This window comes from Peredibacter starrii (assembly GCF_034259205.1).
Lineage (GTDB): Bacteria > Bdellovibrionota > Bacteriovoracia > Bacteriovoracales > Bacteriovoracaceae > Peredibacter > Peredibacter starrii.
In genome coordinates this window covers 1,452,971-1,474,515 of record NZ_CP139487.1, presented here as the reverse complement: position 1 = coordinate 1,474,515, position 21,545 = coordinate 1,452,971, and the positions used below count along the sequence as shown (strand labels likewise).

The 21,545-nt window shown below is 42.2% G+C and carries 24 protein-coding genes and 1 pseudogene; 11 read left to right on the top strand and 14 right to left on the bottom strand.

Features of this window, described 5'->3' with window-relative positions; all coding sequences use genetic code 11:
- Positions 1–121 precede the first annotated feature (121 nt).
- From SOO65_RS07355 to SOO65_RS07340, 5 genes and pseudogenes are all read left to right on the top strand, one after another.
- Positions 122–1,144 (top strand): 2-hydroxyacid dehydrogenase, encoded by a 1,023-nt coding sequence (locus SOO65_RS07355; RefSeq protein ID WP_321398896.1) that lies wholly within the window; start codon positions 122–124, stop codon positions 1,142–1,144.
- Between the two features lie 2 nt (positions 1,145–1,146).
- A complete protein-coding gene (locus tag SOO65_RS07350) occupies positions 1,147–1,593 on the top strand; it encodes a CBS domain-containing protein (RefSeq protein WP_321398894.1) in 447 nt (148 codons plus the stop codon).
- Positions 1,556–1,693: pseudogene (locus tag SOO65_RS20795) on the top strand (hypothetical protein); the annotation flags it as partial. The gene SOO65_RS07350 and the pseudogene SOO65_RS20795, both read left to right, overlap by 38 nt.
- A gap of 27 nt (positions 1,694–1,720) precedes the next feature.
- Positions 1,721–4,072 carry a cation-translocating P-type ATPase gene (locus SOO65_RS07345; protein ID WP_407677005.1) on the top strand — a complete coding sequence of 784 codons (2,352 nt, stop codon included), beginning with the start codon at positions 1,721–1,723 and terminating at the stop codon, positions 4,070–4,072.
- A gap of 39 nt (positions 4,073–4,111) precedes the next feature.
- Positions 4,112–4,939 carry a carboxylesterase family protein gene (locus SOO65_RS07340; RefSeq protein WP_321398889.1) on the top strand — a complete coding sequence of 276 codons (828 nt, stop codon included), beginning with the start codon at positions 4,112–4,114 and terminating at the stop codon, positions 4,937–4,939.
- Between the two features lie 5 nt (positions 4,940–4,944).
- On the opposite strand, the gene SOO65_RS07335 is transcribed toward SOO65_RS07340, so the two are convergent.
- Positions 4,945–5,274 carry a hypothetical protein gene (locus SOO65_RS07335; RefSeq protein ID WP_321398887.1) on the bottom strand — a complete coding sequence of 110 codons (330 nt, stop codon included), beginning with the start codon at positions 5,272–5,274 and terminating at the stop codon, positions 4,945–4,947.
- Between the two features lie 97 nt (positions 5,275–5,371).
- On the opposite strand from SOO65_RS07335, the gene SOO65_RS07330 reads away from it, so the two are divergent.
- Complete coding sequence (locus tag SOO65_RS07330) at positions 5,372–6,175, top strand: AraC family transcriptional regulator (RefSeq protein ID WP_321398886.1); 804 nt, start codon at positions 5,372–5,374, stop codon at positions 6,173–6,175.
- Between the two features lies 1 nt (position 6,176).
- Here the strand turns inward: SOO65_RS07330 and SOO65_RS07325 are convergent, their stop codons facing one another.
- Positions 6,177–7,115: an SDR family NAD(P)-dependent oxidoreductase gene (locus SOO65_RS07325; protein WP_321398884.1), complete on the bottom strand. Its 939-nt coding sequence runs from the start codon at positions 7,113–7,115 to the stop codon at positions 6,177–6,179.
- Between the two features lie 62 nt (positions 7,116–7,177).
- Entirely contained in the window at positions 7,178–7,558 is a 381-nt protein-coding gene (locus tag SOO65_RS07320) for an OsmC family protein (RefSeq protein WP_321398882.1), read from the bottom strand.
- Between the two features lie 213 nt (positions 7,559–7,771).
- Here SOO65_RS07320 and SOO65_RS07315 point away from each other — a divergent pair, with 213 nt between their 5' ends.
- The 3 genes from SOO65_RS07315 to SOO65_RS07305 are packed head-to-tail and all read left to right on the top strand — an operon-like array spanning position 7,772 to position 11,003.
- Positions 7,772–8,617: an ABC transporter ATP-binding protein gene (locus SOO65_RS07315; RefSeq protein ID WP_321398880.1), complete on the top strand. Its 846-nt coding sequence runs from the start codon at positions 7,772–7,774 to the stop codon at positions 8,615–8,617.
- The gene (locus SOO65_RS07310; RefSeq protein WP_321398878.1) at positions 8,614–9,642 is read left to right on the top strand and encodes an efflux RND transporter periplasmic adaptor subunit; all 1,029 of its coding nucleotides are present in this window, start codon (positions 8,614–8,616) and stop codon (positions 9,640–9,642) included. Before SOO65_RS07315 ends, SOO65_RS07310 begins: the two co-directional genes overlap by 4 nt.
- Positions 9,639–11,003: a TolC family protein gene (locus tag SOO65_RS07305; RefSeq protein ID WP_321398876.1), complete on the top strand. Its 1,365-nt coding sequence runs from the start codon at positions 9,639–9,641 to the stop codon at positions 11,001–11,003. Before SOO65_RS07310 ends, SOO65_RS07305 begins: the two co-directional genes overlap by 4 nt.
- A 17-nt stretch (positions 11,004–11,020) precedes the next feature.
- On the opposite strand, the gene uraH is transcribed toward SOO65_RS07305, so the two are convergent.
- The 6 genes from uraH to SOO65_RS07275 form a co-directional block, all read right to left on the bottom strand.
- On the bottom strand, positions 11,021–11,419 hold the full coding sequence (uraH, locus tag SOO65_RS07300) for a hydroxyisourate hydrolase (protein ID WP_321398873.1): 399 nt from the start codon (positions 11,417–11,419) through the stop codon (positions 11,021–11,023).
- Positions 11,420–11,427: 8 nt separating this feature from the next.
- Positions 11,428–12,213, bottom strand: a complete 786-nt coding sequence (locus SOO65_RS07295; protein WP_321398871.1) for a methyltransferase domain-containing protein — start codon at positions 12,211–12,213, stop codon at positions 11,428–11,430.
- A 1-nt stretch (position 12,214) separates the two neighbouring features.
- Positions 12,215–12,580, bottom strand: a complete 366-nt coding sequence (locus SOO65_RS07290) for a hypothetical protein (protein WP_321398869.1) — start codon at positions 12,578–12,580, stop codon at positions 12,215–12,217.
- Positions 12,581–12,590: 10 nt separating this feature from the next.
- Positions 12,591–13,058 carry a hypothetical protein gene (locus SOO65_RS07285; protein WP_321398867.1) on the bottom strand — a complete coding sequence of 156 codons (468 nt, stop codon included), beginning with the start codon at positions 13,056–13,058 and terminating at the stop codon, positions 12,591–12,593.
- Positions 13,059–13,168: 110 nt separating this feature from the next.
- Positions 13,169–13,801, bottom strand: a complete 633-nt coding sequence (locus tag SOO65_RS07280; protein WP_321398865.1) for an NAD(P)H-dependent oxidoreductase — start codon at positions 13,799–13,801, stop codon at positions 13,169–13,171.
- An 83-nt stretch (positions 13,802–13,884) separates the two neighbouring features.
- Positions 13,885–14,994, bottom strand: coding sequence for a DEAD/DEAH box helicase (locus tag SOO65_RS07275; protein ID WP_321398863.1), 1,110 nt, complete (start codon positions 14,992–14,994; stop codon positions 13,885–13,887).
- 68 nt (positions 14,995–15,062) lie between these two features.
- Here SOO65_RS07275 and SOO65_RS07270 point away from each other — a divergent pair, with 68 nt between their 5' ends.
- A complete protein-coding gene (locus SOO65_RS07270) occupies positions 15,063–15,347 on the top strand; it encodes a DUF6172 family protein (RefSeq protein WP_321398860.1) in 285 nt (94 codons plus the stop codon).
- A 25-nt stretch (positions 15,348–15,372) separates the two neighbouring features.
- On the opposite strand, the gene SOO65_RS07265 is transcribed toward SOO65_RS07270, so the two are convergent.
- Complete coding sequence (locus SOO65_RS07265) at positions 15,373–16,458, bottom strand: hypothetical protein (RefSeq protein WP_321398858.1); 1,086 nt, start codon at positions 16,456–16,458, stop codon at positions 15,373–15,375.
- A 120-nt stretch (positions 16,459–16,578) separates the two neighbouring features.
- Here SOO65_RS07265 and SOO65_RS07260 point away from each other — a divergent pair, with 120 nt between their 5' ends.
- Positions 16,579–18,036 carry a carbon starvation CstA family protein gene (locus SOO65_RS07260; RefSeq protein WP_321398856.1) on the top strand — a complete coding sequence of 486 codons (1,458 nt, stop codon included), beginning with the start codon at positions 16,579–16,581 and terminating at the stop codon, positions 18,034–18,036.
- On the opposite strand, the gene SOO65_RS07255 is transcribed toward SOO65_RS07260, so the two are convergent.
- From SOO65_RS07255 to yghU, 4 genes are all read right to left on the bottom strand, one after another.
- A complete protein-coding gene (locus SOO65_RS07255; RefSeq protein WP_321398855.1) occupies positions 18,033–19,343 on the bottom strand; it encodes a sensor histidine kinase in 1,311 nt (436 codons plus the stop codon). The genes SOO65_RS07260 and SOO65_RS07255 overlap by 4 nt on opposite strands.
- 96 nt (positions 19,344–19,439) lie before the next feature.
- Positions 19,440–19,919 (bottom strand): VOC family protein, encoded by a 480-nt coding sequence (locus SOO65_RS07250; RefSeq protein ID WP_321398852.1) that lies wholly within the window; start codon positions 19,917–19,919, stop codon positions 19,440–19,442.
- 17 nt (positions 19,920–19,936) lie between these two features.
- Positions 19,937–20,581, bottom strand: coding sequence for a hypothetical protein (locus SOO65_RS07245; protein WP_321398850.1), 645 nt, complete (start codon positions 20,579–20,581; stop codon positions 19,937–19,939).
- Positions 20,578–21,429, bottom strand: a complete 852-nt coding sequence (gene yghU / locus SOO65_RS07240) for a glutathione-dependent disulfide-bond oxidoreductase (protein WP_321398849.1) — start codon at positions 21,427–21,429, stop codon at positions 20,578–20,580. Before yghU ends, SOO65_RS07245 begins: the two co-directional genes overlap by 4 nt.
- Between the last annotated feature and the right edge of the window lie 116 nt (positions 21,430–21,545).

The following is a 21,545-nucleotide window of genomic DNA, read 5'->3' as shown; positions in this document are numbered from 1 at the left end:
GGTTATGCTTCGAAGGAGAAACTGTATGAAAACTCAAAAGAAAGCAAAAAAATCAAAGAGAAAAGGCAAGGCCCATTCAGAGACGAGAACATTTAATCGCCCTCGCAGATGAGGAACTTGAATGAAAATCGCTTTTTTCGATACTCATGCTTTTGAAAGACCATTCTTTGAAAGGGTCAATGCGACTTTCAACCATTCTATCTCATTTTTTGAACCACGTCTGACTTATCAAACTGCTTCACTTGCTCAGGGTTATGACTGCATATGCTCGTTTGTAAATGACAGACTCACTAAAGAAACAATTCAATACTTGCATGAACTTGGTATTCAACTATTGGCCCTGAGGTCCGCGGGCTTTAATCATGTAGATCTTGTGGCCGCATCCGATTTCGGGATAAAGGTCGTGAGAGTTCCGGAATACTCACCTTTTGCAGTAGCCGAATATGCAACTGGTCTAATATTGACCCTCAACCGCAAAATTCACCGTGCCAACACGCGAGTCCACGAAGGAAATTTTTCACTCAATGGTTTGATGGGATTTGATCTCCATAATAAAATCATTGGGATTATTGGAACGGGAAAAATTGGAACCATCATGTGTCGGATAATGAATGGTTTCGGCTGTCAGGTTCTTGCATATGATACTAAATACTCCGTTGGTACGGAAAAAAACTTCTGCCGATATGTCTCTTTAGAAGAACTCATTTCAAAATCAGACATTATTTCATTACACGTTCCTCTCACACCCGAAACACATCATATGATCAATGAGAAATCGATCTCTCAGATGAAAAGATGTGTGATGTTAATCAATACCGGACGAGGCGCCCTAATTGATACGAAGGCCCTCATTAACGCCCTTAAAAGCGGTCAAATCGGTTACGCTGGTCTCGATGTGTATGAGGAGGAAGAAGGTATCTTCTTCGAAGATCTTTCAGAACAAGTCATTCAGGATGATACACTTGCTCGTCTCCTGACCTTTCCTAATGTTGTCCTCACTTCGCATCAGGCTTTTTTAACAAAAGAGGCCATTAGCAATATTGCACAAACCACTCTTCAAAACATATCGGACTTTGAAAAGGGAAAAGAACTTAAAAATGAGGTTTGCTCATATGTTCACGTCAGAAAGAAAGAAGGAGATTGATTATGGTAAGGGCCAAAGATTTGATGTCCAAAAAAATAGTATCAATTGGCCCAAACAGTTCAATGCTAGAGGTCAGTCAAATAATGACCAATCGAAATTTAAAACATCTCGTGGTTCAGGAGAATGGTAAATTGGTCGGTATCCTTAGCGACAGAGATCTATGGAAGTCCATCAGAAGCGATCTTGTCGATTCTCAACATATGGAGCTAAGCCTTAACTCCACTCAAAAGGTCCACGATTACATGAATTGGCCAGTTTATGTCGTCAGTGAATCGACCTCCGTACAAAAAGTTATTGAAGAATTTCTTGCTCAAAGAGTGTCGGCCTTCGTTGTCGAAAACAAAAAAGGTGAAATGAAGGGAATAATCACAATAGACGACATATTAGAATATTTTCTTGGTCTCATCCAAGATGATGAAAAAACCTATCATCATGAAAGCCTCTACTGATCAAACCTTAGCTGGTATTTCACACTCAGAAAGTCTCAGTCGATTAGAGAGATTCGGTCATAATGAGCTCAGCTCCGATCGTCCCCGTGGACTTGGGAGAATCATTATAGGGGCCATCAAAGAGCCCATGGTGCTTCTTCTCATAGGCATTGGAATTATCTATATCATCTTAGGTGAGGCGGCTGAAATTTATAGCCTCCTCGCCTTTCTGCTTCTTATTTTAGCGATCACCATTTACCAGGAAAACAAGACCGAAAAAACCTTAAGCGCTTTAAAAAAACTTTCAAGCCCTCGAGCAGTCGTTATTCGCGAAGGGAAACAAATGAGAATTCCGGGCAGGGAAATTGTGCCAGGTGATATCGTCATTTTAAATGAGGGAGATAGGGTTCCGGCAGACATCGAATTATTAAAAGGTGGGCCCATCTCCATAGACGAATCCATCATTACAGGCGAATCCTTCTCAGTTGAAAAATCACCATTAACTCTACCCAACCTCGTTTTATCTGGAACTCTTGTTCTGAGGGGCCAGGCCCTTGGAAAAGTCTTGAGAACAGGAATGAATACTGAACTGGGGAAGATTGGTTCAAGTCTTTATAGTGTTAAAGATGAAGGAACTACTCTTCAAAAAAAAACCAGGAGGATCGTAAACAAACTAACCGTTTTAGTTGCGGCCCTGACCATCTTTATTATTTTGTATTATTGGTACTCAACAAGTGATCTTTTAGATGGAATTCTTATGGGTCTTACTCTCGCCATGGCCCTTCTTCCAAATGAACTCCCCGCCGTTCTTCTGATTTTTCTTGCTGCAGGTGCCTGGAGAATATCAAAAAGAAATGTATTAACCAGAAAGGTTCCTTCGATAGAGGCCCTAGGGTCCATCTCATATCTTTGTGTGGATAAAACAGGAACACTTACTCAAAACAAAATGGTCCTAAAAAAACTTTGGAATGGGAAAGAACAGATTAATCTCAATGACCAAAGTCAGACCTTACCGGAATCTTTTCATGAAATTATGGAATTTGGAATTCTGGCCACCCCAATTGATCCTTTTGATCCCATGGAGAAGGCCATAAAAGAAACAGGCATTCATTTATTAGAACAAACAGAGCATCTTCATCCAGACTGGAAAATCTCAAGAGAATATCAAATCAGCGACAAACTACTTGCTGTCTCTTATGCATGGAAGAGAAAAACTCAAAATAATTATGTGATAGGAGCAAAGGGAGCAGTTGAAGCGATTATTGACCTTTGTCATCTTCCTCCTGAAAGGGCCAGGATCATCGAAGATGAAATGATTACTCTGGCCTCTATGGGACTGAGGGTTCTGGGTGTCGCAAGCTCATCTTCGCCTACTCTCCCCGAGAAACAACATGATTTCAATTTCGAGTTTCTGGGCCTTATCGGCTTTGAGGATCCTGTCAGAGACGACGCCAAGTCCTCCGTTGAAGAATGCCAAGGGGCCGGAATAAAAGTATTAATGATAACAGGTGATCATCCAGCGACAGCAAAAAGCATAGCCAAGCAGATTGATCTCCAAAACCATGACAAGGTACTTACCGGATCAGAAATTGAACAAATGAATGACCAAGAACTGTTACAGAAACTTAAAGAGGTTCAAGTCTTTTGCAGGATGAAGCCGTTAGATAAACTTAGAATAGTCACTTTGTTAAAGTCTTCCGGAGAGGTTGTGGCCATGACCGGGGACGGGGTCAACGATGCGCCCGCGCTACGTGAAGCCCAGGTCGGTATAGCCATGGGAAAAAGAGGAACCGATGTTGCCAGAGAGGCCTCGTCAGTAGTCATTCTGGATGACAGCTTCTCTTCTATCGTTGCATCGATTCGAATCGGAAGAAGAATTTATCAAAATCTACAAGGTGCCTTTACCTACCTTTTAGCGATTCATATTCCTATAACAGTGCTCTCAATAGTTCCAGTCTTGCTCAATCTTCCCATTATTTTGCTACCCGTGCATATTGCCTTTCTTCATCTGGTAATAGAACCGGCATCAACAACACTATACGAGGCACTTCCTGGGACTTCTGATTTAATGAAGAAGCATCCTCGATCCACAAAAAGTGCAATGCTCTCTCGATCTGAGCTATTGGAAAGTTTATCGAGTGGGCTTGTTTTATCGATAGCAGTGATAGGAATTTATCTATTCTCTTTGAAGAATGGTCTCGGGCCATCGGATGCACGAGGGATCACATTTACAACTCTTACTATTTCGAACCTCTTCCTCATTTACATTCGAATTGGAAAAGTCACAGTGGGAGAATGTGCAAAACACTTTACAATAATAATGGCAGGGTCTTTTGCTTTGCTGGCCCTTGTTCTCTATACCCCATTCTTTAGATCGCTTTTTAGATTCAACTTTCTACATTTTCATGACCTAGTTCCCTGTTTAATAGCGAGTTTCATCGCGGGGTTGGGAATTTTTGTCACCCGGTCTATTTTTAGATTAAACTCCACAAAATTTTAAGATTTTCTATTTAGTATGGTCCCAAAAGGGGCCATACTCATGTACAAAAAATTAACGACTCTTCTCATCCTCTTAAGCATCTTCTCTGTAGGATGTAATAAAAAAGATGATTCAAGTTCACAAACTCCATCAGAATCAACCGAATCTCCTCTTAATCCAACTCCCACTACTCCAGCGGATGCCAGGGCCGGGAAAGTTACTCTATGGGACCGTTCATCTGGTTATGATTGCGCGGTTTTTCTCCCGGCCGACTACGGAACTGATCCGAATAAAACTTATCCCATGATCTTTTCTCTTCATGGCCTAAATGGTTCCGTCCTGAACATCGCTCATACGGCAGTCGGTGGAGGAAAAACCGGTTTTATAAAACAAGTCTGGGGCACGACTCTCGCCCAAAAATACCCGGCAATCGTTATTGCTCCTAATTGGGCCCCAGCTGGCTCGAATGGAAGCGGGCTTTGGATTCACTCTCAGTTAAGACAAGTGATTTTAGATGCCATGGAAAAATATCAAGTGGACCCTGATCGCATTGTTGTAACTGGTCTTTCTGCAGGATCTATCGGAACCCAAGAACTCATCAAGAATTCAAAAGACCTCATTGCAGGTGCAATGCCTGGAGCTTATGCGAATACTTTTTCAGACGTCTGTGAGATGGCAGACATTCCAGTCTGGGTCTTCGGAAATAACAGTGACAACTTGTTCACGTCAACAGGTTGGCAATTGGCTAAGCCTAAAATTGAGTCTTGTAGCAACTACATCCACGAATTTACCCTCACGGTTTATAATAGCACTTGTGGCCATGGCTGTTGGGATGCCCACTGGGCAAAACCTGAAGTACAAGAATGGTTAATTAATCAAAGGAAGTAGTAGTTTTAATCAATCATTTCCAAGTACTTCCCTAGCCCCATTCGATTCACTTCTTCACGGAATTCATCTTCGTATGAATTTCGTGAATGAATAAATTCACCAACAGCAGAGTATATCTTAGGCGCCTGTGCCCATAGAGATTCACTGGAAGTTTCAGAGAATTGAAACATTTCAAGAAACAGTTTTGAGTATTTTTTGGCCGAATGACTATGTACCTCAGCTTCAACTAATGATGCCTTTAACTTTTCTAGGGCCATGGTCATATCTTCTTCATGATTAGAGTTAAGGCAACGGTAGAAGTTTTCTTCGACCTTAGCAAAAAGAATATCGCTCATTTTCCTTCTTCCCTGGAGATTTTCATGATCTCTAATATACCTATAATGGTCAAAACGTGTTATCGTAACTGAGCCAATAAGTATCGAGGATCGGCCAATGAAAAAGAACCTTCCAAAAGATAAGTTAGAGCTCATTGAAAGACTTTCTAAGTTCAAGTACATCTTCGCGCGAGAATTCACGATTGATGACTCTTTGATGGAAAGGAAACTTCATACCCATGATTTCGGGCTACTCAATTGCGTACAGAAGGGAATCGTACGGATTGCCACTGAAACTGATTCGTGGGTCATCTCACACAATACTTTCTTTTATCTCCCACCGAACATTATGCACATCACAGAAGTTATTGGTGAATGCTCAATCATGGCCGTCTTCGTGCCAGAACACTTAAAGAAGACGCTGCCGAAAGTGATATCTGTTATGGAGTTTACTCCTTTATTTAAGTCAATTCTCGAGCGTATGAGTTCATGGGAATCTGATCTCAACTACAATGCCGAACAACAGCGTCTGGCCAAAGTTGCTGAAGATGAACTAAAAAATGCGAAGGCCGCAAACTTCTTCCATATTCCTATGCCAAAGGACGAGAAGCTACAAAAGACGGCCAAAAAGATTCTACAATCCCCTGAAGACATGTCTTCCACAGAAACGTGGGCAAAGTTTTCTGGAATGTCGCTTCGGTCATTTACCCGCCATTTTACAGATGAAACGGGCCTCGCATTCACGGAGTGGAGACAAAGAGTTAAGATCTATACAGCATTGAAGCAACTCTCAGAAAATGTATCGGTCAGTGATGTATCATTCAACCTTGGTTATCAAAACGTCAGCACGTTCATAGCCATGTTTAGAGGACACATGGGGTGTTCACCAACAGAGTATATTAAGAATTCCGGTGTTAGATAGATTAGTGCCTTAGTTCTTGATGATCTTCTTGGGCCTTTTGACCAATCTCTCTTGCTCCAGGAACCTCGGCATCCTCAAATCGTTCACTAATGGACTTACCTTTTTCAAATGGCGCCTTTTTATGTACAGCAGGTATGAACTCTGACATAGCTCCTAGGACTTTGACTGAAAGATTTGGGAAGAAATGATGGATCTCGTTCAACAGTCCAGCTTGGAAACCAACAATCTTGAAGGCCTTACGTTCTTTAAGGGCCTTCACAATTCTCCGAGCGGCCTTGTCAGCACTGATTGTAAGTAATGGTGCTGTTGAGGAGAGAGCAAAGAGCTTAAACTCTTTTTTGTTCCCGCGCTGAAAGAATGCATTCACATAGGAACCAGTTCTCATGAGCCAAGGAACGACTGTGGTGACGAAGATATTATCTTTTCGAAGTTCGACAGCAATCCCTTCTGAAAATCCTACTGCCGCAAATTTTGCAGAACTGTAAGGCAAGAGATGCGGAACACTAATTTTCCCGCCGATAGAAGTCACGTTAACGATATGACCATCTTTGCGCTCTTTCATATGAGGAAGAACGGCCAACGTCGTATTCACGATTCCCCAGTACATGATATCCATGGCCATTTGGAAATCTTCCCGTTTGAAAGACTCCATTGGTGCAACCATAATGACACCGGCATTATTGATAAGAATATCCAGCTTACCAAAATGTTTTATGACATCACTGACTAGCTTATTGACCTCATCCACCTTCCCGACATCACATTGAAGAGTCAGGACGTCCGGTCCCAGATGTTCCTGGGCATTTTCTAACTCGCTCAGGTCACGGGCACAGATGGCAATTTTACAATTTTCTTTAAGGAGATGCTCGGCAAGTACATAGCCGAGACCTTTTGAACCACCAGTAATGAGAACGACTTTGTTTTTAAGTTCTTCTTTCATAGTTCACAGAATAAACCATGAACAAAGAGGACACAGTTTAATATGTCCTCAAGTAAAGTCGATTACACCAGTTTTGTATCAATACTAATCGATCTAGTTAATAAGTTATAAATGGGAGTTTTGTTCGCAATTGCAAGGAGCTTCTCTTTCTGCTCGTCCGTCAGATCCCCTTCAAATACGATGTCTCTTTGAAATACTGCACCAGTCACTTCTTCAGTCGTGATTTTCACTGTTACTTTTGTATTTGTAAGAGGCCACTTCTTCTTATCGGCGTACATCTGACAAGTAAGGATCGTACAGGCCGTAAGACCTGCCTCAATGATTTGATGAGGGTTCATGCCTTCATCATTGCCTCCAATCTTTTCAGAGAGGCCGGCCGTGATTTGATGATTTCTTGTGTGTAAGTCCGCGGCCAAAGTGCCTTGTCTGTTTCCGATGATCATATGTCTCCTATCTCGTAGCTCATGATGCTAGATGTAATGAAAGTTTATGTTGTTATTAACGAGATTTGAACAAAAGTAAGACATATTTTTTTGCCATTAAATAACTGATAATTAGAATATATAAATTATTATCTGATGAAATTTTCCAGCCAGACAAACTCATCACGTAAAATTCGTCTATAAAGACCTATCCGGACCATGCGGAGTTTTTTAATGAATATCGAATTCTTAGAGACATTGAAGAAATTAAAACTCAAAAGAGAATACTTTATTTTTGCATTGCTCTATGGCGGTACGACACTGATCATTCCCTTGACGGTACAGTATCTGGTGAACAATTTAATCCTGTCAGGGATTTGGCAAAATACGATTAGTTTTACCATTATCATTGCAGTTGGCCTTATCTTGTCGCAGATCTTTCGCTACTCCCTCATCATATTATCGGAGTACATTGAAAGAGAGATGATTCTTCTCGTAACTCCTGAATGGAACGTCAGACCGGTCAAGACACCCTACTACTTCCTTGAATTATTCAATGGAACAAAAAGTTTCTCAAAGACCTTTGCTGACTTCACTGATATCGCCCTTTCTTTGATCTTCGGCATGATTACGGTCATTCTGTTCCACCCGGGGTTCATCTTATTACCGATCTTAATCATCACTGGACTGAAACTAATCTGGAACAAAAACAAATTTGCAATTAAGACCTCCATCCTTGAGTCGGACAGAAAGTATGACTTATTAGATGTGCTTCCCAACGATACCGAGCTTAAATATACTGAAAGATTTCTGGAAGATCGCCATACCCACTTCAGTGTCATCAAATTCAACACCATCATCGTGGGAATCCTATTCGTCCTTGCGCACCTTATTCTCATTGGTCTGGGAATTTATTTTGTTCAAACTGACTCTCTCTCACTGGGACAACTTGTATCGGCGGAGATCATCCTTTCGGGGATCTTTGCATCTCTGATTAAACTCCCTAAGTCGATGGAGTCCCTTTATGATTTTGAAACTAGTCACTACAAAATGAAAAAAGCATTGGAGCAAAGCATTTGAAAAAATATCTTTACGTGCCAGCACTTCCTATCAGAATCGCTGGCAACATCAAAGTTGGTTTCTTTATTTTACCCGTGATTCTACTTGGTCTACTCCCATGGGTTTCATTTACCGTGGGTGTGGGCCAAGTAACAGCAATCAATCCCAATGAGCGTGTACAAAGTATCACAACTCCCGTCACCGGATTTATCAAAGAGTGGAAAGTCAAAGAGGGAGATCGAGTTGAGGCAGGAGATGTATTAGCAGAACTTATCGATAATGATCCCGCCCTTCTCGATAGAATGGGAACCGAGAGAGACGCAGCGACTGCCGCACGAGACTCAGCAGAGCTCATGATGGACACCGCAAAAATCAATCTCGACCGCCAGAGAAAGTTGTTTGAACAAGGGCTCTCTCCTCGTAAAGAGTATGAGAAGGCCAAAATCGAACACTCCAAAATGATCCTTGAATATCAAAAGACCCTGGCCACTCAAGTAAAGGCCGAAACAAAGCTCTCAAGACAATCACAACAAAAAGTCCTTGCCCCAAGAAGCGGAACAGTCGTAAGAATCATTTCGGGTGAACGAGGCTACCTCATCAAAGCGGGAACTCCGATTTTGGTATTCACTCCTGACGTTACGAAAATGGCAACAGAGATTTGGGTGGATGGTAACGATGCCTCCCTCATTAGATCTGGAATGAAGGCCCAAGTTCAGTTTGAAGGATGGCCCTCAATTCAAATCCCAGGCTGGCCGTCCCTCGCCATCAATACCTTTGCAGCGAAGGTTCATCTTATCGACCAAGCAAGTTCGTATCATGGGAAATTTCGTGTTCTTTTGGTTGAAGATGAAAAATGGCCAAGCCAGAACGTTTTAAGATTAGGCGCCCATGCCAGGGCCTATATTTCATTCAGAGAAACAAACATTGGTTGGGAAATATGGCGACAGTTAAATCGCTTTCCGCCTGTTCTTGAACCTATTCAGGACGAACTCACAAAAATTCTCACCATCAAAAAAGATTCCGAAGGTGATGAGGGTAATAAATGATAGTCCCTATTCTATTTATTGTTACTTCTTTAAATGTGGCATTTGCCGCGGAAATTACAGAACAACAGATCATTGAGTCAGTAAATAACCACTATCCTCTGATTCAAGAGGCCCTGCTTAAGTACGAAGCAAGTAAAGGTGAATACGAAGCAAGCCTTGGAAACTTTGACCACAAAGTAAAATTTAAATCTCGTAACAATATCGAGAATGTGTATGACAACCAGTATTTTGAAACGGCGATTGAACGTAAGACTCCCTACTACGGTATCGGTCTCATTGCCGGTCATAGACAAGGTAATGGTAAGTTTGCTGAGTACGATGGTTATTACAGAACTTCTTCCGCTGGAGAGCTCTTTGCAGGTCTAACCGTACCAATTCTTAGAAACTTCGCCAATGATGAGGCACGACTCGGGGCCCGCATTGCCAAAATAAATCAAGAGATCTCTAAGCAAGAGCTCATGACGAAAAAATTGACCGCGACCCACAAGGCACTCTCGCTTTATTATAAGTGGCTTCTGGAATGTAAGAAGCTGCAGATCAGAAGAAACATTCTGAATCTCGCTACCAGTCGCCAGGAAATGATTGAAAAAAAGTTTAAGGCCGGCGACGTCGAAAGATTGAAGATCAAAGATAATTTAAGAGCAATCGATAAACGAAGAGACGAAGTTTTAAAGAACGAAATCGATCTTAAAAGAATTGCGATAGAACTTTCGCTTTATCTTAGAACTGATAAAGGAATCAGCTTGATTCCCTCAGAAGATCAGGCACCAGTGGATCCTAAGGTTCATAAGAGTACAAAAACCACATCATTTAACTGGGACAAGGTTCCGCAACTCCAGATTCTGAATCTTCATTATGAGGCCATGAGGCAACAGAAGGAGCTGAACCAGAATCAAAAGCTTCCGGGGCTAAATCTTGACGTCCTCGCCTCTCGTGAACTATCGAGTGATGTCCCTTATGACCCTGAGACCATCAAAATTGGTGTAAGCTTTGATTTTCCATTGGAAAACAGAAAGGCCGGGGGAAAGACCGTATCTTCTGAATACAAAACCCTGGCCATTCAAAAGCAGAAGCAATATCTCCTCCAAGAGCTCGAACGATTCTATAATTTTTCCACCGAATCAGTTGAAGCGAGCCTTGAGCGATATAAAGTCGTAAGTCGAGAGTATGAGAACACTAAAGTTATGGCGGAAGCTGAGAAGAAACGCTGGCTTCAAGGTGAAAGTGACTTATTCATCTTTAACTTGCGGGAGCAAGACATTGCTGAGGCGGACATCAAACGTTGGACGACTTTATTCGACAGTCAACAATACCATATTGATGCAAAGTTGTTTTCGGGACAGTTACTCGAAGGCCTCTAGAAAGAGACCTCGAGCATCTAATTCCCGCGATAAGTACTATATCCGTAAGGGCTCACTACCACTGGCACATGATAGTGGAGATTTTCATCCTCAATCTGGAAGACCACATTAATTTCCGGGAAGAAAGAGCTCTTTTTGCTTCCAGTGTATTTGCTCATATCAAAGCTTAAGCGGTAAATTCCCTTGCTCACTTTAATCGGTGAATTAAAAGATTTAATTCTTCCATTCTCATCAGTCACTCCGGTGGCAAACCTGGTCCAGTTCCCCTCTTTGCTCTTCAGCTCCAGAATCACGGGGACGTTTTTTCCTCCAACTCCTGTAGCGAGGTCAAGAACATGAGTTGAAATCCCATTCGCGAATGCAGAAAAACTACTCATTGCTGTTAAAAAAATTATCGTAGAGAAAATGCGTAGCATGGATGCTCCTATGGAGTAAGTTCAGCAGTGAGCAAGATCATACCATAGGAAATTTTAAACTTTCCTGCTCTCACATCCTTGTCTATGAATTGCACAAGCTCAGTTGTTTCAGGGTCATTCATCGCCCTCCCACTCATGATGGAATAGCACAACACTTCCTGTTTAATATAAAGAGCAAGTTCTTCAATCGGAATATTTTTTGAAGAGAATGGAATATGTTCGACTTGGATATTTTGAAACCCTAGTTTCTGAAGCAAAGGCAAGGCATTCTGTCCTCCCCTGGACTCCACTGAGATTTTTGAACAGAAGTCTTTCACCAGCCCTGTGAGCTTATCGAAAGTTTCACTCTTGGGTTCGCAGGTAAACTGAGACCAATCAAGATCAATGACCCAAAACCTTGAAGGTCTTTTGGCCTTTGCTTTAAAGAGTTCCAGGATCTTCTGAGCATTATCAACATGAAGTAGGAAATACCTCATAAGGAATCCATCAAACTGAGAGAAATCGAAGGTGCTCGTGCGAGAAAACATATCAACTTGGAAGGCCTCAAAGTTTTTTGTGGTCTTACAACTATCAATACAATGCCTACGTTTATCAATACCAACGAAATGAATATTAGGATGGTCTTCTGCTAAGCGAGCGACAAATGTCCCATTACCAGTTCCAACATCGAGAACCTGGGCACAATCGCCTAACTTGTGACGAAGTAAAAATCCGTGATGGTCTGGATAGGAAATCTTAACTTGAAGATTGAGGTGACTCTGAACGAATGCTTCTAGCTCGGAAGACAACTTCATCTTAGATCAAACCGAGGTCTTTACCCTTCTTGAGAATTTCTTCTTTCTCCTCAGGTGACATGTTCATGAACATGTCTTGGATGCGCTTTAATTCCTCAGGGCTCATTTTTGACATCATCTCCTGGGCTTGCTTCATCATGTCTTCTTGTTTTGATGATGTAGTCACAATTTGCGAGAAGATAATCTTATCCGGTCCAATCTGAGCATCAATATTATGAGCAGCTTTTAGCTCTTCGAGAACTTGATTAAAACTAAAACCCTTATTGTCAGCGGCCTCATACATCTTCTCAGTAGGAAGTGACACTCGCTTTTGAGGGAAGCCGTTGGTATTCAAAATTTTGAGAATGTGATCAATAAATTCTTTCATGTGTCCGAGACTACTTAATAAAAAGGAAAGCTGCAAGGCCCAGGTTCACTAACGCCATGACCAACATCGCAATAGTAATGATGCGATTCTTCTTCGTAAGTTCCTGAATCTGAAGGTTCATTTCAGGCAAATCAGTTACCTTCATCTCAACTTGTTGAAGTCTGTCATTGAGGGACCTGAAATCTCCCTGACTCGCTTCTAGAATTGAAACTCGGCTTGCGACTTTAGAGACTGAATTATTAATGTCGTTTGAGAAACTGCTAATCTTTTCCAGGCTTTCAAGAACAAAGCTCGCCACTCTAGGAAGTGCCAGCATTTTCTTAAACCAGCTCTGCTTAGAATAACTAACGCTGACGCTTGTATCGATAAAAACAGGTGAAATGACCTCAGGCATGTACTCGGGTTCAAAGTCTTGCACCTCAGGGAAATTGAAATGCATATTAGATTGAGGGCCCTTAAAATCCTGTTGGAATTGCATAAAACCTTTTAAATAGAATTGATATAGGAATATTTTATGCAGGTTTGGTGGCGGGGAACAAGAGAAAAGTTCCAGCAGACTTTAAGCGCCTGCCGGAACCAAGGGACAAATTATTTAACTTCCACGATGAACTGCTCTTTAGGACGACGAACTTTTTTCAAGTTCACTAGCCAGTCATTCTTCGCTTCACGGTAACCAATCGGTAGCATCACTGCACTTCTTAGACCGCGGGCCTTAAGATTAAGGATCTCATCTACTGCCTTAGGATCAAAACCTTCCATCGGTACTGAATCCACTTTAAGTTCAGCACAAGCAACCATGGTCGTACCAAGTGCGATATAGGCCTGACGGGCAGCGTGCTGAAAGCTAACTTCAGGGTCCTGTTGAGGATACATAGAAAGAAGCTTCTGACGGTAGGCCTCGAAGCCCTCGTTCTTAAACCCTCTCTCCTCATTCACCAGGTCGAACATGCCATTGATTCTCTCTGGCGTGTACTGATCCCAAGCCGCGAACACAAGAAGATGAGAACAATCTGAAACCATTGACTGGTTCCACGACACTGCTCTGATCTTGTCTTTGATTTCCTGATTTGTGACTACGATGATTTCGAACTGCTGAAGTCCGCTTGAAGTTGGAGTTAATCGGGCCGCCTCTAGGATCTTCTCAACCTTATCAGCTGAAACAGTTTCTTTATTCATGGCCTTAGTGGCGTAACGCCAATTAAGTAATTCAATCAAATTCATGGATATGCTCCCTTAATTGTGACAATAATAATTGCATTATAGGCACGATTTGGGAAATTGCAATGTCTGCTGTAAAATTTTAACTAGTTTCTTTGAATTATCTTAGAGTTAGTAAAGCTCTCAATCTTCTGTAATAGCTTGAGATCGCTCTTTGCACAGAAACTAAAGGCCAGTCCAGACCGACCAGCTCGGCCAGTTCGCCCCACTCTATGAACATAGGATTCTGGATCAAGGGGTAAATCGAAGCTAATCACCATCCCAATCGTCTCAATATCAATTCCTCGAGCGACTAGATCTGTTGCCACCAAAACATTGATCTTCCCGTCCGCGAATTGCCTAATGATCTTTTCACGCTCAGCTTGCTTTTTATCAGAATGGATCGCTTTTGTGTCGATGGAGTTTCTAGTTAAGTACAATGCAACTTCATCAGCTCTTTCTTTCGTATTCGTGAAAATCAACACTGAACCAAAGGCCTCTTCCATAATGATATTTTTTAGAAGCGGTAGCTTTTGATTCGGCTCACAGTGAAACACATATTGAGAAATATCCGAATTAACTGATGTGTTCTTAGCGACCTCTATGAAACTTGGATTCTTTTGAAAATTCTTCGAAAGCTCACGAATGCTTTCCGGCACTGTAGCCGAATATAGAAGTGTCTGCTGGCGATTTGGAATAAACTTCAAGATCTGATTCAAATCCCCAATGAGACCGATATCCAACATGCGATCAGCTTCATCTAAAACCAAGACCTCAATACCTTCGAGCTTAATCATTTCTTTTTTAAGTAGATCAAGAAGTCTTCCAGGAGTCGCGACAATAAAGTTCACCCCTTGATTGATCTCTTCCGTTTGAAAGATGTGCTTCACTCCACCGTAAATAGCACAAGACTTAAGCGCACTTCCCTTAGCAAAGGCCTGGATATTGTCATGAATCTGCATACAAAGTTCACGAGTCGGAACGAGGATCAAAACACGAGGGATAGAACTTGCTTCCGAATTTAAAAGCTTCTCAATCAGTGGCAGACAAAACGAACCGGTCTTTCCAGTCCCTGTTTGGGCCACCCCAAAGATATCGCGACCTTCACGAATTAGGGGAATCCCTTCCCTTTGAATATCAGTCGCTTCAAAGTAGCTAAGCTCTTCAAGATTTTGAAGAATCAAAGGGTGTTTAATGAGTTCGTGAAAATAGGCCATACAGTTTTATACGAAGCTTTATGAGGAAAAGATAGCCAGAATAGGCCTAAAAGCGTTAAGAAATGCCTATGAAAAAGACATTTAAACTCACTGACCCAAAGAAAGCCCCTGCCCGTCAAGTTGATTACGTAAAACACGAGATCAGCAAATACATCGCCCGTGAAAGAAGAAAACCTCTTAAAGATGGCGTAGATTTTTGGGATTTTGATTGTAGATTTGGGAAAGAAAGCCATACATCACTCATCATTCACGTATCAGAAATCAATAAGTGCATTGATGGTGTGGTAACTCAAGGTGCGGATCACTTCTATATCGAGATTCTTGCGAAACCAGGTCGCAGAACTAAAAAATAAGGCCCGCCGAAGCGAGCCTTTATTTTTAAAATGACCAGAAAGAAAACGATTTTTTAGGTTTTACAGGTTCAGCGGCCTTGACCTCGGTCTTGGCTTCAGTAGCATCGTTACTTGCCACTGCCGCTGGATACTTCTTATAGCTCTTAAGCTTTTGGAACGTCTCCGAGTATTCCACCGTGAGTTTGTCTTTCAGCGTGAAAGGCAAAACAAACGTCAGATCATCACTCAGCTTTCTCTTAATTGTTTGCGTCGGTACACCTGGCTTCTCTTGAATTAGATTCAATTTCTTGATCTCTGGAGTAATTTCTCCTAGTACTGATCCATTATCCGAATAAGCCGTTAGTTCCGCATTCAAGTGTGACTCAGTGAAAGCGAAAGGTAGTTCACTTCCAGCAATCTTATTAAAGAAGCCAGATGGAATTTGCTTAAGTGTCCCGTGAACGGCCCATGGAGTAATGCCATTGCCCTCATGGGTTTTACCAGTAAGGTTCATCTTCCCACCATCAGCGACAGTCGAAGTAAGAGTAAACTCGGACTTCTTATTAATTGAAAGGAGAGAGACTTCTTTTACTTTTAAATTCACATCATTTAGTTCAAGCATCGTGCGACTTTGATCTTCTTTCTTCTCAATAATGTTGAGCTTAGTGATCTTTCCATCCAAGACGTCGAGATAGACATCATTTCCGGCCTTTGCATTAGTTGCTCTCATTCTTTCGATCTCAGAATTAAGATCTTTCGAAATATAAAGATCAACTTTATCCGCCGTAATTGAGACCTTCTTATTCTGATTAAGGACAAGATCAACCAGATCTAATTGAATCGTCAGATTGGGAGTTTCGAGTAAATTCGAGGATGTTTGAGGGTTAAAGATCTTCACATCATTCAAGGTAATCTTCCCATTCTGAAGTGAGAGGTCTACGTTTCTAACCGAAAAAGCATATCCGTCGGTATCAGTCCCTTTCTTATTAATCCAATTCTCCACAATCATCGGAGCTGTTAATTTCAACACAAATCCGATTCCGGTTAAGAGTAGGATCAGGAAGATATACACCTTCCAATATGATCCAGTTGAGTTCTTCTTTTTTTGTCCGCCAATATATAGTGTTCTCATGGTTAATATTTTTAAATCACAAACCTTGAAGAAATGTGGAAGCTGTCAGAGAGAAAACCTCGAATATATACTCAGTATTTTTTCGTAGCCAAAGTTTCAAACAGGACTACAATAATTAGCATGATTATATTTACACTTTGCATTTTAGTTCTCATCCTCGCCTACAAATTCTACAGCCCCTTCGTCGAGAAACAGGCATGCATTGATCACAATGCTGAAACGCCTGCTATTCGATTAGAAGACGGAGTGGATTATGTGAAGGTCAAACCATTCAACGCCTTCTTGATTCAATTCTTAAATATTGCCGGAGTTGGACCAATCTTCGGGCCAATCTTAGGAGCAGTCTACGGACCCATCGCTTTCGTCTGGATCGTTCTTGGAAATATCATCGGCGGCGCTGTTCACGATTATTTCTCGGGCGTTCTAAGTCTGAAAGAAGGTGGTAAGAGTCTTCCAGAGATTGCAGGGGCCTATTTAGGAAAACACTTCAAAGCTTTGATGCTTCTCTTTACAGCGATGCTCTTGTTCTTTGTTGGCGTGGTTTTCATCATGAGCCCAGCTGGACTAATTAGTAATCTGGATGTTTTTAAAGATACTTTTCTTTCAAGCAATCAGTTATGGGTTCTGATCATTCTGATTTACTACTTCCTCGCGACTCTCCTACCAATTGATAAAATTATTACGAAGCTTTATCCGGCCTTTGGTCTACTTATGGTAGTGATGACGGTTTCAATGCTGGTTGCTTTATTTATCTCAGCACCAATGCTTCCTGAGATCAAAAACGTATTTGCCTATTTCGATCACGCTCAACATATGGGACATGAACTTTTAAATCGTGATCCTTCGGCCCCACCAGTTTGGCCTCTTCTGTTTGTGACGATTACTTGTGGTGCTATTAGTGGTTTCCACTCGACTCAATCGCCAATCATCGCGAGATGTTTGACCAATGAAAAGTATGCGCGTCCGGTTTTCTACGGAGCGATGTTATCTGAAGGTGTTGTTGCGGCCGTATGGGCGCTTGCTGGAATGGCGGCTTTCCCTGGTGGTTATGTAGAGCTTAAAGCTCTTATTGCTCAAGGTGGTCCTGGTCTTGTGGTGAATAAAATCTCGAGTACGTATCTTGGTTCATTCGGTGGAATTATGGCGATCCTTGCGGTTGCGATCTTCCCCATCACGTCTGGTGACACTGCTTTCAGAGCTTTGCGCTTAACTATTGTTGATGCATTCAAAATTCCTCAGAGCATGAGAAATCGCCTTTTGATCTCAATGCCTTTGTTGGTGATTGCTTACTTCATGACGAAGATTGATTTCTCTTTAATCTGGCGCTATTTCGCTTTCTCTAACATGCTTCTTTCAACGAGTGTGATGTGGTTAGCGACGAAGTACTTGTTTGATAAAAAAACATTTCACTGGATCGTGAGCATTCCAGCGATTGCGGGAACTGCTCTGACAGTTGCCTACATCATGACTTCAGAAATTGGTCTTGGGCTTCCAGCAACTGCCAATAATCCGATTGGTATCGGTACTGGCGTGGTGTGTTTGGGACTAGTGACTTATTGGCATAAGAAAAGATACTAAGAGTGTTTCGGGAACGTGACCTCGACTCTCGTACCTTTTTGGTGCGGGATCTTTTTCATGTTCTCGATCATGATTCTTCCCTCGAGTTTCTCAATAATCGTAGCAACGATCGATAGACCAAACCCCGTTCCTCTTTCATTATGAGTTCCAGGACAGCTGACTACTGAGAATGGTGAAAATACTTTTTCAATCAGCTCTTCATGAATTCCTGTACCGTAATCACGAACTTCAATCATCACGTGTGACTCTGTTGCCTTGAAATTAACGTCAATTGTTGAATTCTCATATGAGAACTTAATGGCGTTTGAAACTAGGTTATTTAGCACCTGATAATAAACGGCCGATTTATCACCCAGAATACAGTGGTTCTGACAGAGCATGTTTAATCTCAGGAGGATATTCTTTTCACGCAACTTGTCCTCAAAGGCCATATCCAGATGCTCGATCATATCTTTGATTGAGATCGGCTCTTGCAGCATTGTTACTTTGCCATCACGGTGAGAAATCCAAAGAGTCACTGAATCTGCGATCTGTCTAATGTCATTCGAAGCAATAACGATACGCTCAACCCACTTTGCTGTGTTTTCCTGAGGTCGGTTAAGATAGTTACTAGAGATCTGAATAACAGACAGAGGATTCTTAATATCGTGGCAAAGGATGCGCACTAAGTTCTCTGTTAGATCTTTACTGTGATTCAGTTCCTGCTTCTTCTTAAGGTTAATCTTGAAGGCCATCACTGTATAAATGGCAACGAGGACATCAAGGCCAATATAGGAAGTGAGAATCATCCCATCCTTAAGAAGAGGCTGTAGTTGATTTGGCGGGAGCACATTCAAAAGACCCGCTGTATACATACAAACAATGATGAGGCAGTTCAGGGTAACGGAGAAAAAGATCCAGGCCGTTCCTCCGAAGAATCCCAGAATCACCGGGTGGAAAGTGAGCCAGATGGCGGCCGGAGAATAAACTCCCCCTGTGTATATACAGACCAGGGTCTGGAAACCTAGACCACTCAAAGAAATGTTAAGTCCGGCCATTAGGAAAGATTGAGAAAACTTAAAAATCCAAGGTGAGGCCGTATGAATGATGGTGAAAGTTAGGCCACCCCACGCAACCGGTGAATTTACCGGGAAGGCATAGAGGCAGTAGATGACATAAAACCACATGACGGTAGTGGTACAGGTCCAAAGAATCAGAAGAGCACGGGCCTTAATTTGATATCCGTCAATCGAATGCAGACGCTTTGTAATCAAAGTCTCTGCATATCGATCATAGAAATCGAAAATATTTTGGACAGCTTTCTTCATAAGACTCAATTGTACTCTGAGTTCTTATTCAATAAAAGCTACCTATATCTTTTTTACCAGTGCTCCTTAAGAATACTGGTATAGGAGTTTGATACCCTAACCTCGTCTCGCTTCATCGATTGCGGCCACATCAATTTTTCTCATATTCATCATGGCAGTGAAGGCCCGTTTGGCCTCATCTCCGCCACGAGACATTGCCTCTGTGAGAGTACGGGGTGTGATTTGCCATGAGACGCCCCAGCGGTCTTTGCACCAACCGCACATGCTCTCTTTGCCGTTGTTATTCACGATGGCGTTCCAGTATTTGTCTGTCTCAGCTTGATCTTCTGTAGCGATTTGAAATGAGAAGGCCTCGGTGTGCTTGAAGTATGGGCCACCGTTTACACCAATGCAAGGGATGCCGAGGACGGTGAATTCTACAGTGAGGACATCGCCTGCTTGGCCTGATGGATAGTCAGCTGGAGCGCGATGGACAGCGCCGACGGAGCTATTGGGGAAAACTTCAGCGTAGAAGCGGGCCGCTTGTTCAGCGTCTTTGTCGTACATGATGCAGATGAGATTTTTTGGGGTGTCCATCTTAATTCTCCTCGGTTCTAGTCGATACAGTTTCGCAAATCTTTCATATCTTCCGAATTAAAATAATTTTCAAAAGTTGTTTTTAGAAGTTTCTGTCTTTCAGGCTGCTTCGAGGTAAAACTAGTAATTTCGTCCATCACCAAAAAAGGCTTAATAACAACTGAATTATTTTTTACACAATATTCAAGCACGCGGGCATGGGCCTTAAGCTCTACTAAAAACGGCTCGTAGGATGTCTTTATCTCTTTGCTGGTTTCACTTATTGATGCGTGAAATTTTTCAAGGTCTTTGAAGTCCTGGTTACATGCCGGTCTCTGGGCCTTTACACAGCTGCGGAGTGTCTCCAGAAGCTGATCCACTTCTTTATTGGCAGCAAGGATCTTGGCACTTTCTGTTTCTTCGAATTTTGTATTGGCGTCCGTGCGCCCTCTCCAGTCATAGGCAAGCTCTGGAGTGGTCACAGCACCTCTCCTGGCCAGTTGTTTTAGAATTTCAACTTTTTCAGAAGTGACTCTTACATTCGAAATTGCATGCCCAAAATACTTATCAAGTAGTTTCTTTAAATTGGTTTGTGCCTGATTGTAGCTATCGAGCTGAGGGGCACAGTTCGCAAGAGCGAGTTGAGAGAAAAAAAGAACAATAAGTGGTAGTAGAATTTTCATGTGATATTTTTTCCTTCGAAATCTTTAGAACTGTGTCTTTCTCTCACCTGCTCAGTCTCTGGACCTTGAGCACGATTTACCATTCGCCCTCTGGCAATGGCCGGTCTTTTGAGAATTTCATCTGCCCAGCGGTTGACGTTTTTGTACTCATGGGCCGATAAGAATTCGGCAGCATCATAGATCTTGCCTTTCACCAGTAGTCCATACCAAGGGAAGATCGCCATGTCAGCGATCGTGTATTCATCTCCCGCAATGTAGCGAGAATTCGCCAGGGCCTTGTCTAAAACATCCAGCTGCCGCTTCGTCTCCATGGCAAAACGATCGATGGGATATTGGAATTTTTCCGGAGCATAGACATAGAAGTGACCAAAGCCACCACCTACGAATGGAGCACTTCCCACTTGCCAGAAAAGCCAGTTCATCACTTTAGTTCTACTAGCAAGATCAGTTGGTAAAAACTTTCCAAACTTTTCTGCGAGATAAACTAAGATTGAACCAGATTCAAAAACATTGATGGGGTTACCGTTATTCTTATCCACCATTGCAGGGATTTTTGAATTTGGATTTACTTCAACGAAGCCCGAAGTGAATTGGGCCCCCTCGCCGATGTTAATGAGATAGGCATCGTATTCAGCTTCTTTAATTCCAAGTTCGAGAAGTTCTTCGAACATGATCGTCACCTTCACACCATTGGGTGTACCCAGTGAATACAGTTGAAATTGATGCTCACCTACCGGGAGCTTTTGCTCAGTCCGTGCACCGGCCGTCGGACGATTGATATTTGCAAATTTTCCACCATTGCCTTCAGCAGATTTCCAGACTTTTGGTGGGACGTATTTTTCGCTCATGAATGAACCCTCATGCCTTGTGGACGATGACCTATCTTATCAGGGTTCCTGATCACAAGTGAATCAATTTCCAAGGGGTGATGCATAGCACTTATGGCCATTTTAGGAGACTTTAC

What these genes read in the sequence shown, in the direction of transcription:
- SOO65_RS07260 (WP_321398856.1), top strand. Translation starts at nt 16,579, where the DNA reads ATGATTATATTTACACTTTGCATTTTAGTTCTCATCCTCGCCTACAAA.
- SOO65_RS07295 (WP_321398871.1), bottom strand. Translation starts at nt 12,213, where the DNA reads ATGAAGTTGTCTTCCGAGCTAGAAGCATTCGTTCAGAGTCACCTCAAT.
- SOO65_RS07270 (WP_321398860.1), top strand. Translation starts at nt 15,063, where the DNA reads ATGAAAAAGACATTTAAACTCACTGACCCAAAGAAAGCCCCTGCCCGT.
- SOO65_RS07345 (WP_407677005.1), top strand. Translation starts at nt 1,721, where the DNA reads ATGGTGCTTCTTCTCATAGGCATTGGAATTATCTATATCATCTTAGGT.
- SOO65_RS07285 (WP_321398867.1), bottom strand. Translation starts at nt 13,058, where the DNA reads ATGCAATTCCAACAGGATTTTAAGGGCCCTCAATCTAATATGCATTTC.
- yghU (WP_321398849.1), bottom strand. Translation starts at nt 21,429, where the DNA reads ATGAGCGAAAAATACGTCCCACCAAAAGTCTGGAAATCTGCTGAAGGC.
- SOO65_RS07250 (WP_321398852.1), bottom strand. Translation starts at nt 19,919, where the DNA reads ATGGACACCCCAAAAAATCTCATCTGCATCATGTACGACAAAGACGCT.
- uraH (WP_321398873.1), bottom strand. Translation starts at nt 11,419, where the DNA reads ATGCTACGCATTTTCTCTACGATAATTTTTTTAACAGCAATGAGTAGT.
- SOO65_RS07325 (WP_321398884.1), bottom strand. Translation starts at nt 7,115, where the DNA reads ATGAAAGAAGAACTTAAAAACAAAGTCGTTCTCATTACTGGTGGTTCA.
- SOO65_RS07280 (WP_321398865.1), bottom strand. Translation starts at nt 13,801, where the DNA reads ATGAATTTGATTGAATTACTTAATTGGCGTTACGCCACTAAGGCCATG.
- SOO65_RS07340 (WP_321398889.1), top strand. Translation starts at nt 4,112, where the DNA reads ATGTACAAAAAATTAACGACTCTTCTCATCCTCTTAAGCATCTTCTCT.
- SOO65_RS07290 (WP_321398869.1), bottom strand. Translation starts at nt 12,580, where the DNA reads ATGAAAGAATTTATTGATCACATTCTCAAAATTTTGAATACCAACGGC.
- SOO65_RS07320 (WP_321398882.1), bottom strand. Translation starts at nt 7,558, where the DNA reads ATGATCATCGGAAACAGACAAGGCACTTTGGCCGCGGACTTACACACA.
- SOO65_RS07335 (WP_321398887.1), bottom strand. Translation starts at nt 5,274, where the DNA reads ATGAGCGATATTCTTTTTGCTAAGGTCGAAGAAAACTTCTACCGTTGC.
- SOO65_RS07355 (WP_321398896.1), top strand. Translation starts at nt 122, where the DNA reads ATGAAAATCGCTTTTTTCGATACTCATGCTTTTGAAAGACCATTCTTT.
- SOO65_RS07305 (WP_321398876.1), top strand. Translation starts at nt 9,639, where the DNA reads ATGATAGTCCCTATTCTATTTATTGTTACTTCTTTAAATGTGGCATTT.
- SOO65_RS07265 (WP_321398858.1), bottom strand. Translation starts at nt 16,458, where the DNA reads ATGAGAACACTATATATTGGCGGACAAAAAAAGAAGAACTCAACTGGA.
- SOO65_RS07255 (WP_321398855.1), bottom strand. Translation starts at nt 19,343, where the DNA reads ATGAAGAAAGCTGTCCAAAATATTTTCGATTTCTATGATCGATATGCA.
- SOO65_RS07330 (WP_321398886.1), top strand. Translation starts at nt 5,372, where the DNA reads ATGAAAAAGAACCTTCCAAAAGATAAGTTAGAGCTCATTGAAAGACTT.
- SOO65_RS07245 (WP_321398850.1), bottom strand. Translation starts at nt 20,581, where the DNA reads ATGAAAATTCTACTACCACTTATTGTTCTTTTTTTCTCTCAACTCGCT.
- SOO65_RS07275 (WP_321398863.1), bottom strand. Translation starts at nt 14,994, where the DNA reads ATGGCCTATTTTCACGAACTCATTAAACACCCTTTGATTCTTCAAAAT.
- SOO65_RS07315 (WP_321398880.1), top strand. Translation starts at nt 7,772, where the DNA reads ATGAATATCGAATTCTTAGAGACATTGAAGAAATTAAAACTCAAAAGA.
- SOO65_RS07350 (WP_321398894.1), top strand. Translation starts at nt 1,147, where the DNA reads ATGGTAAGGGCCAAAGATTTGATGTCCAAAAAAATAGTATCAATTGGC.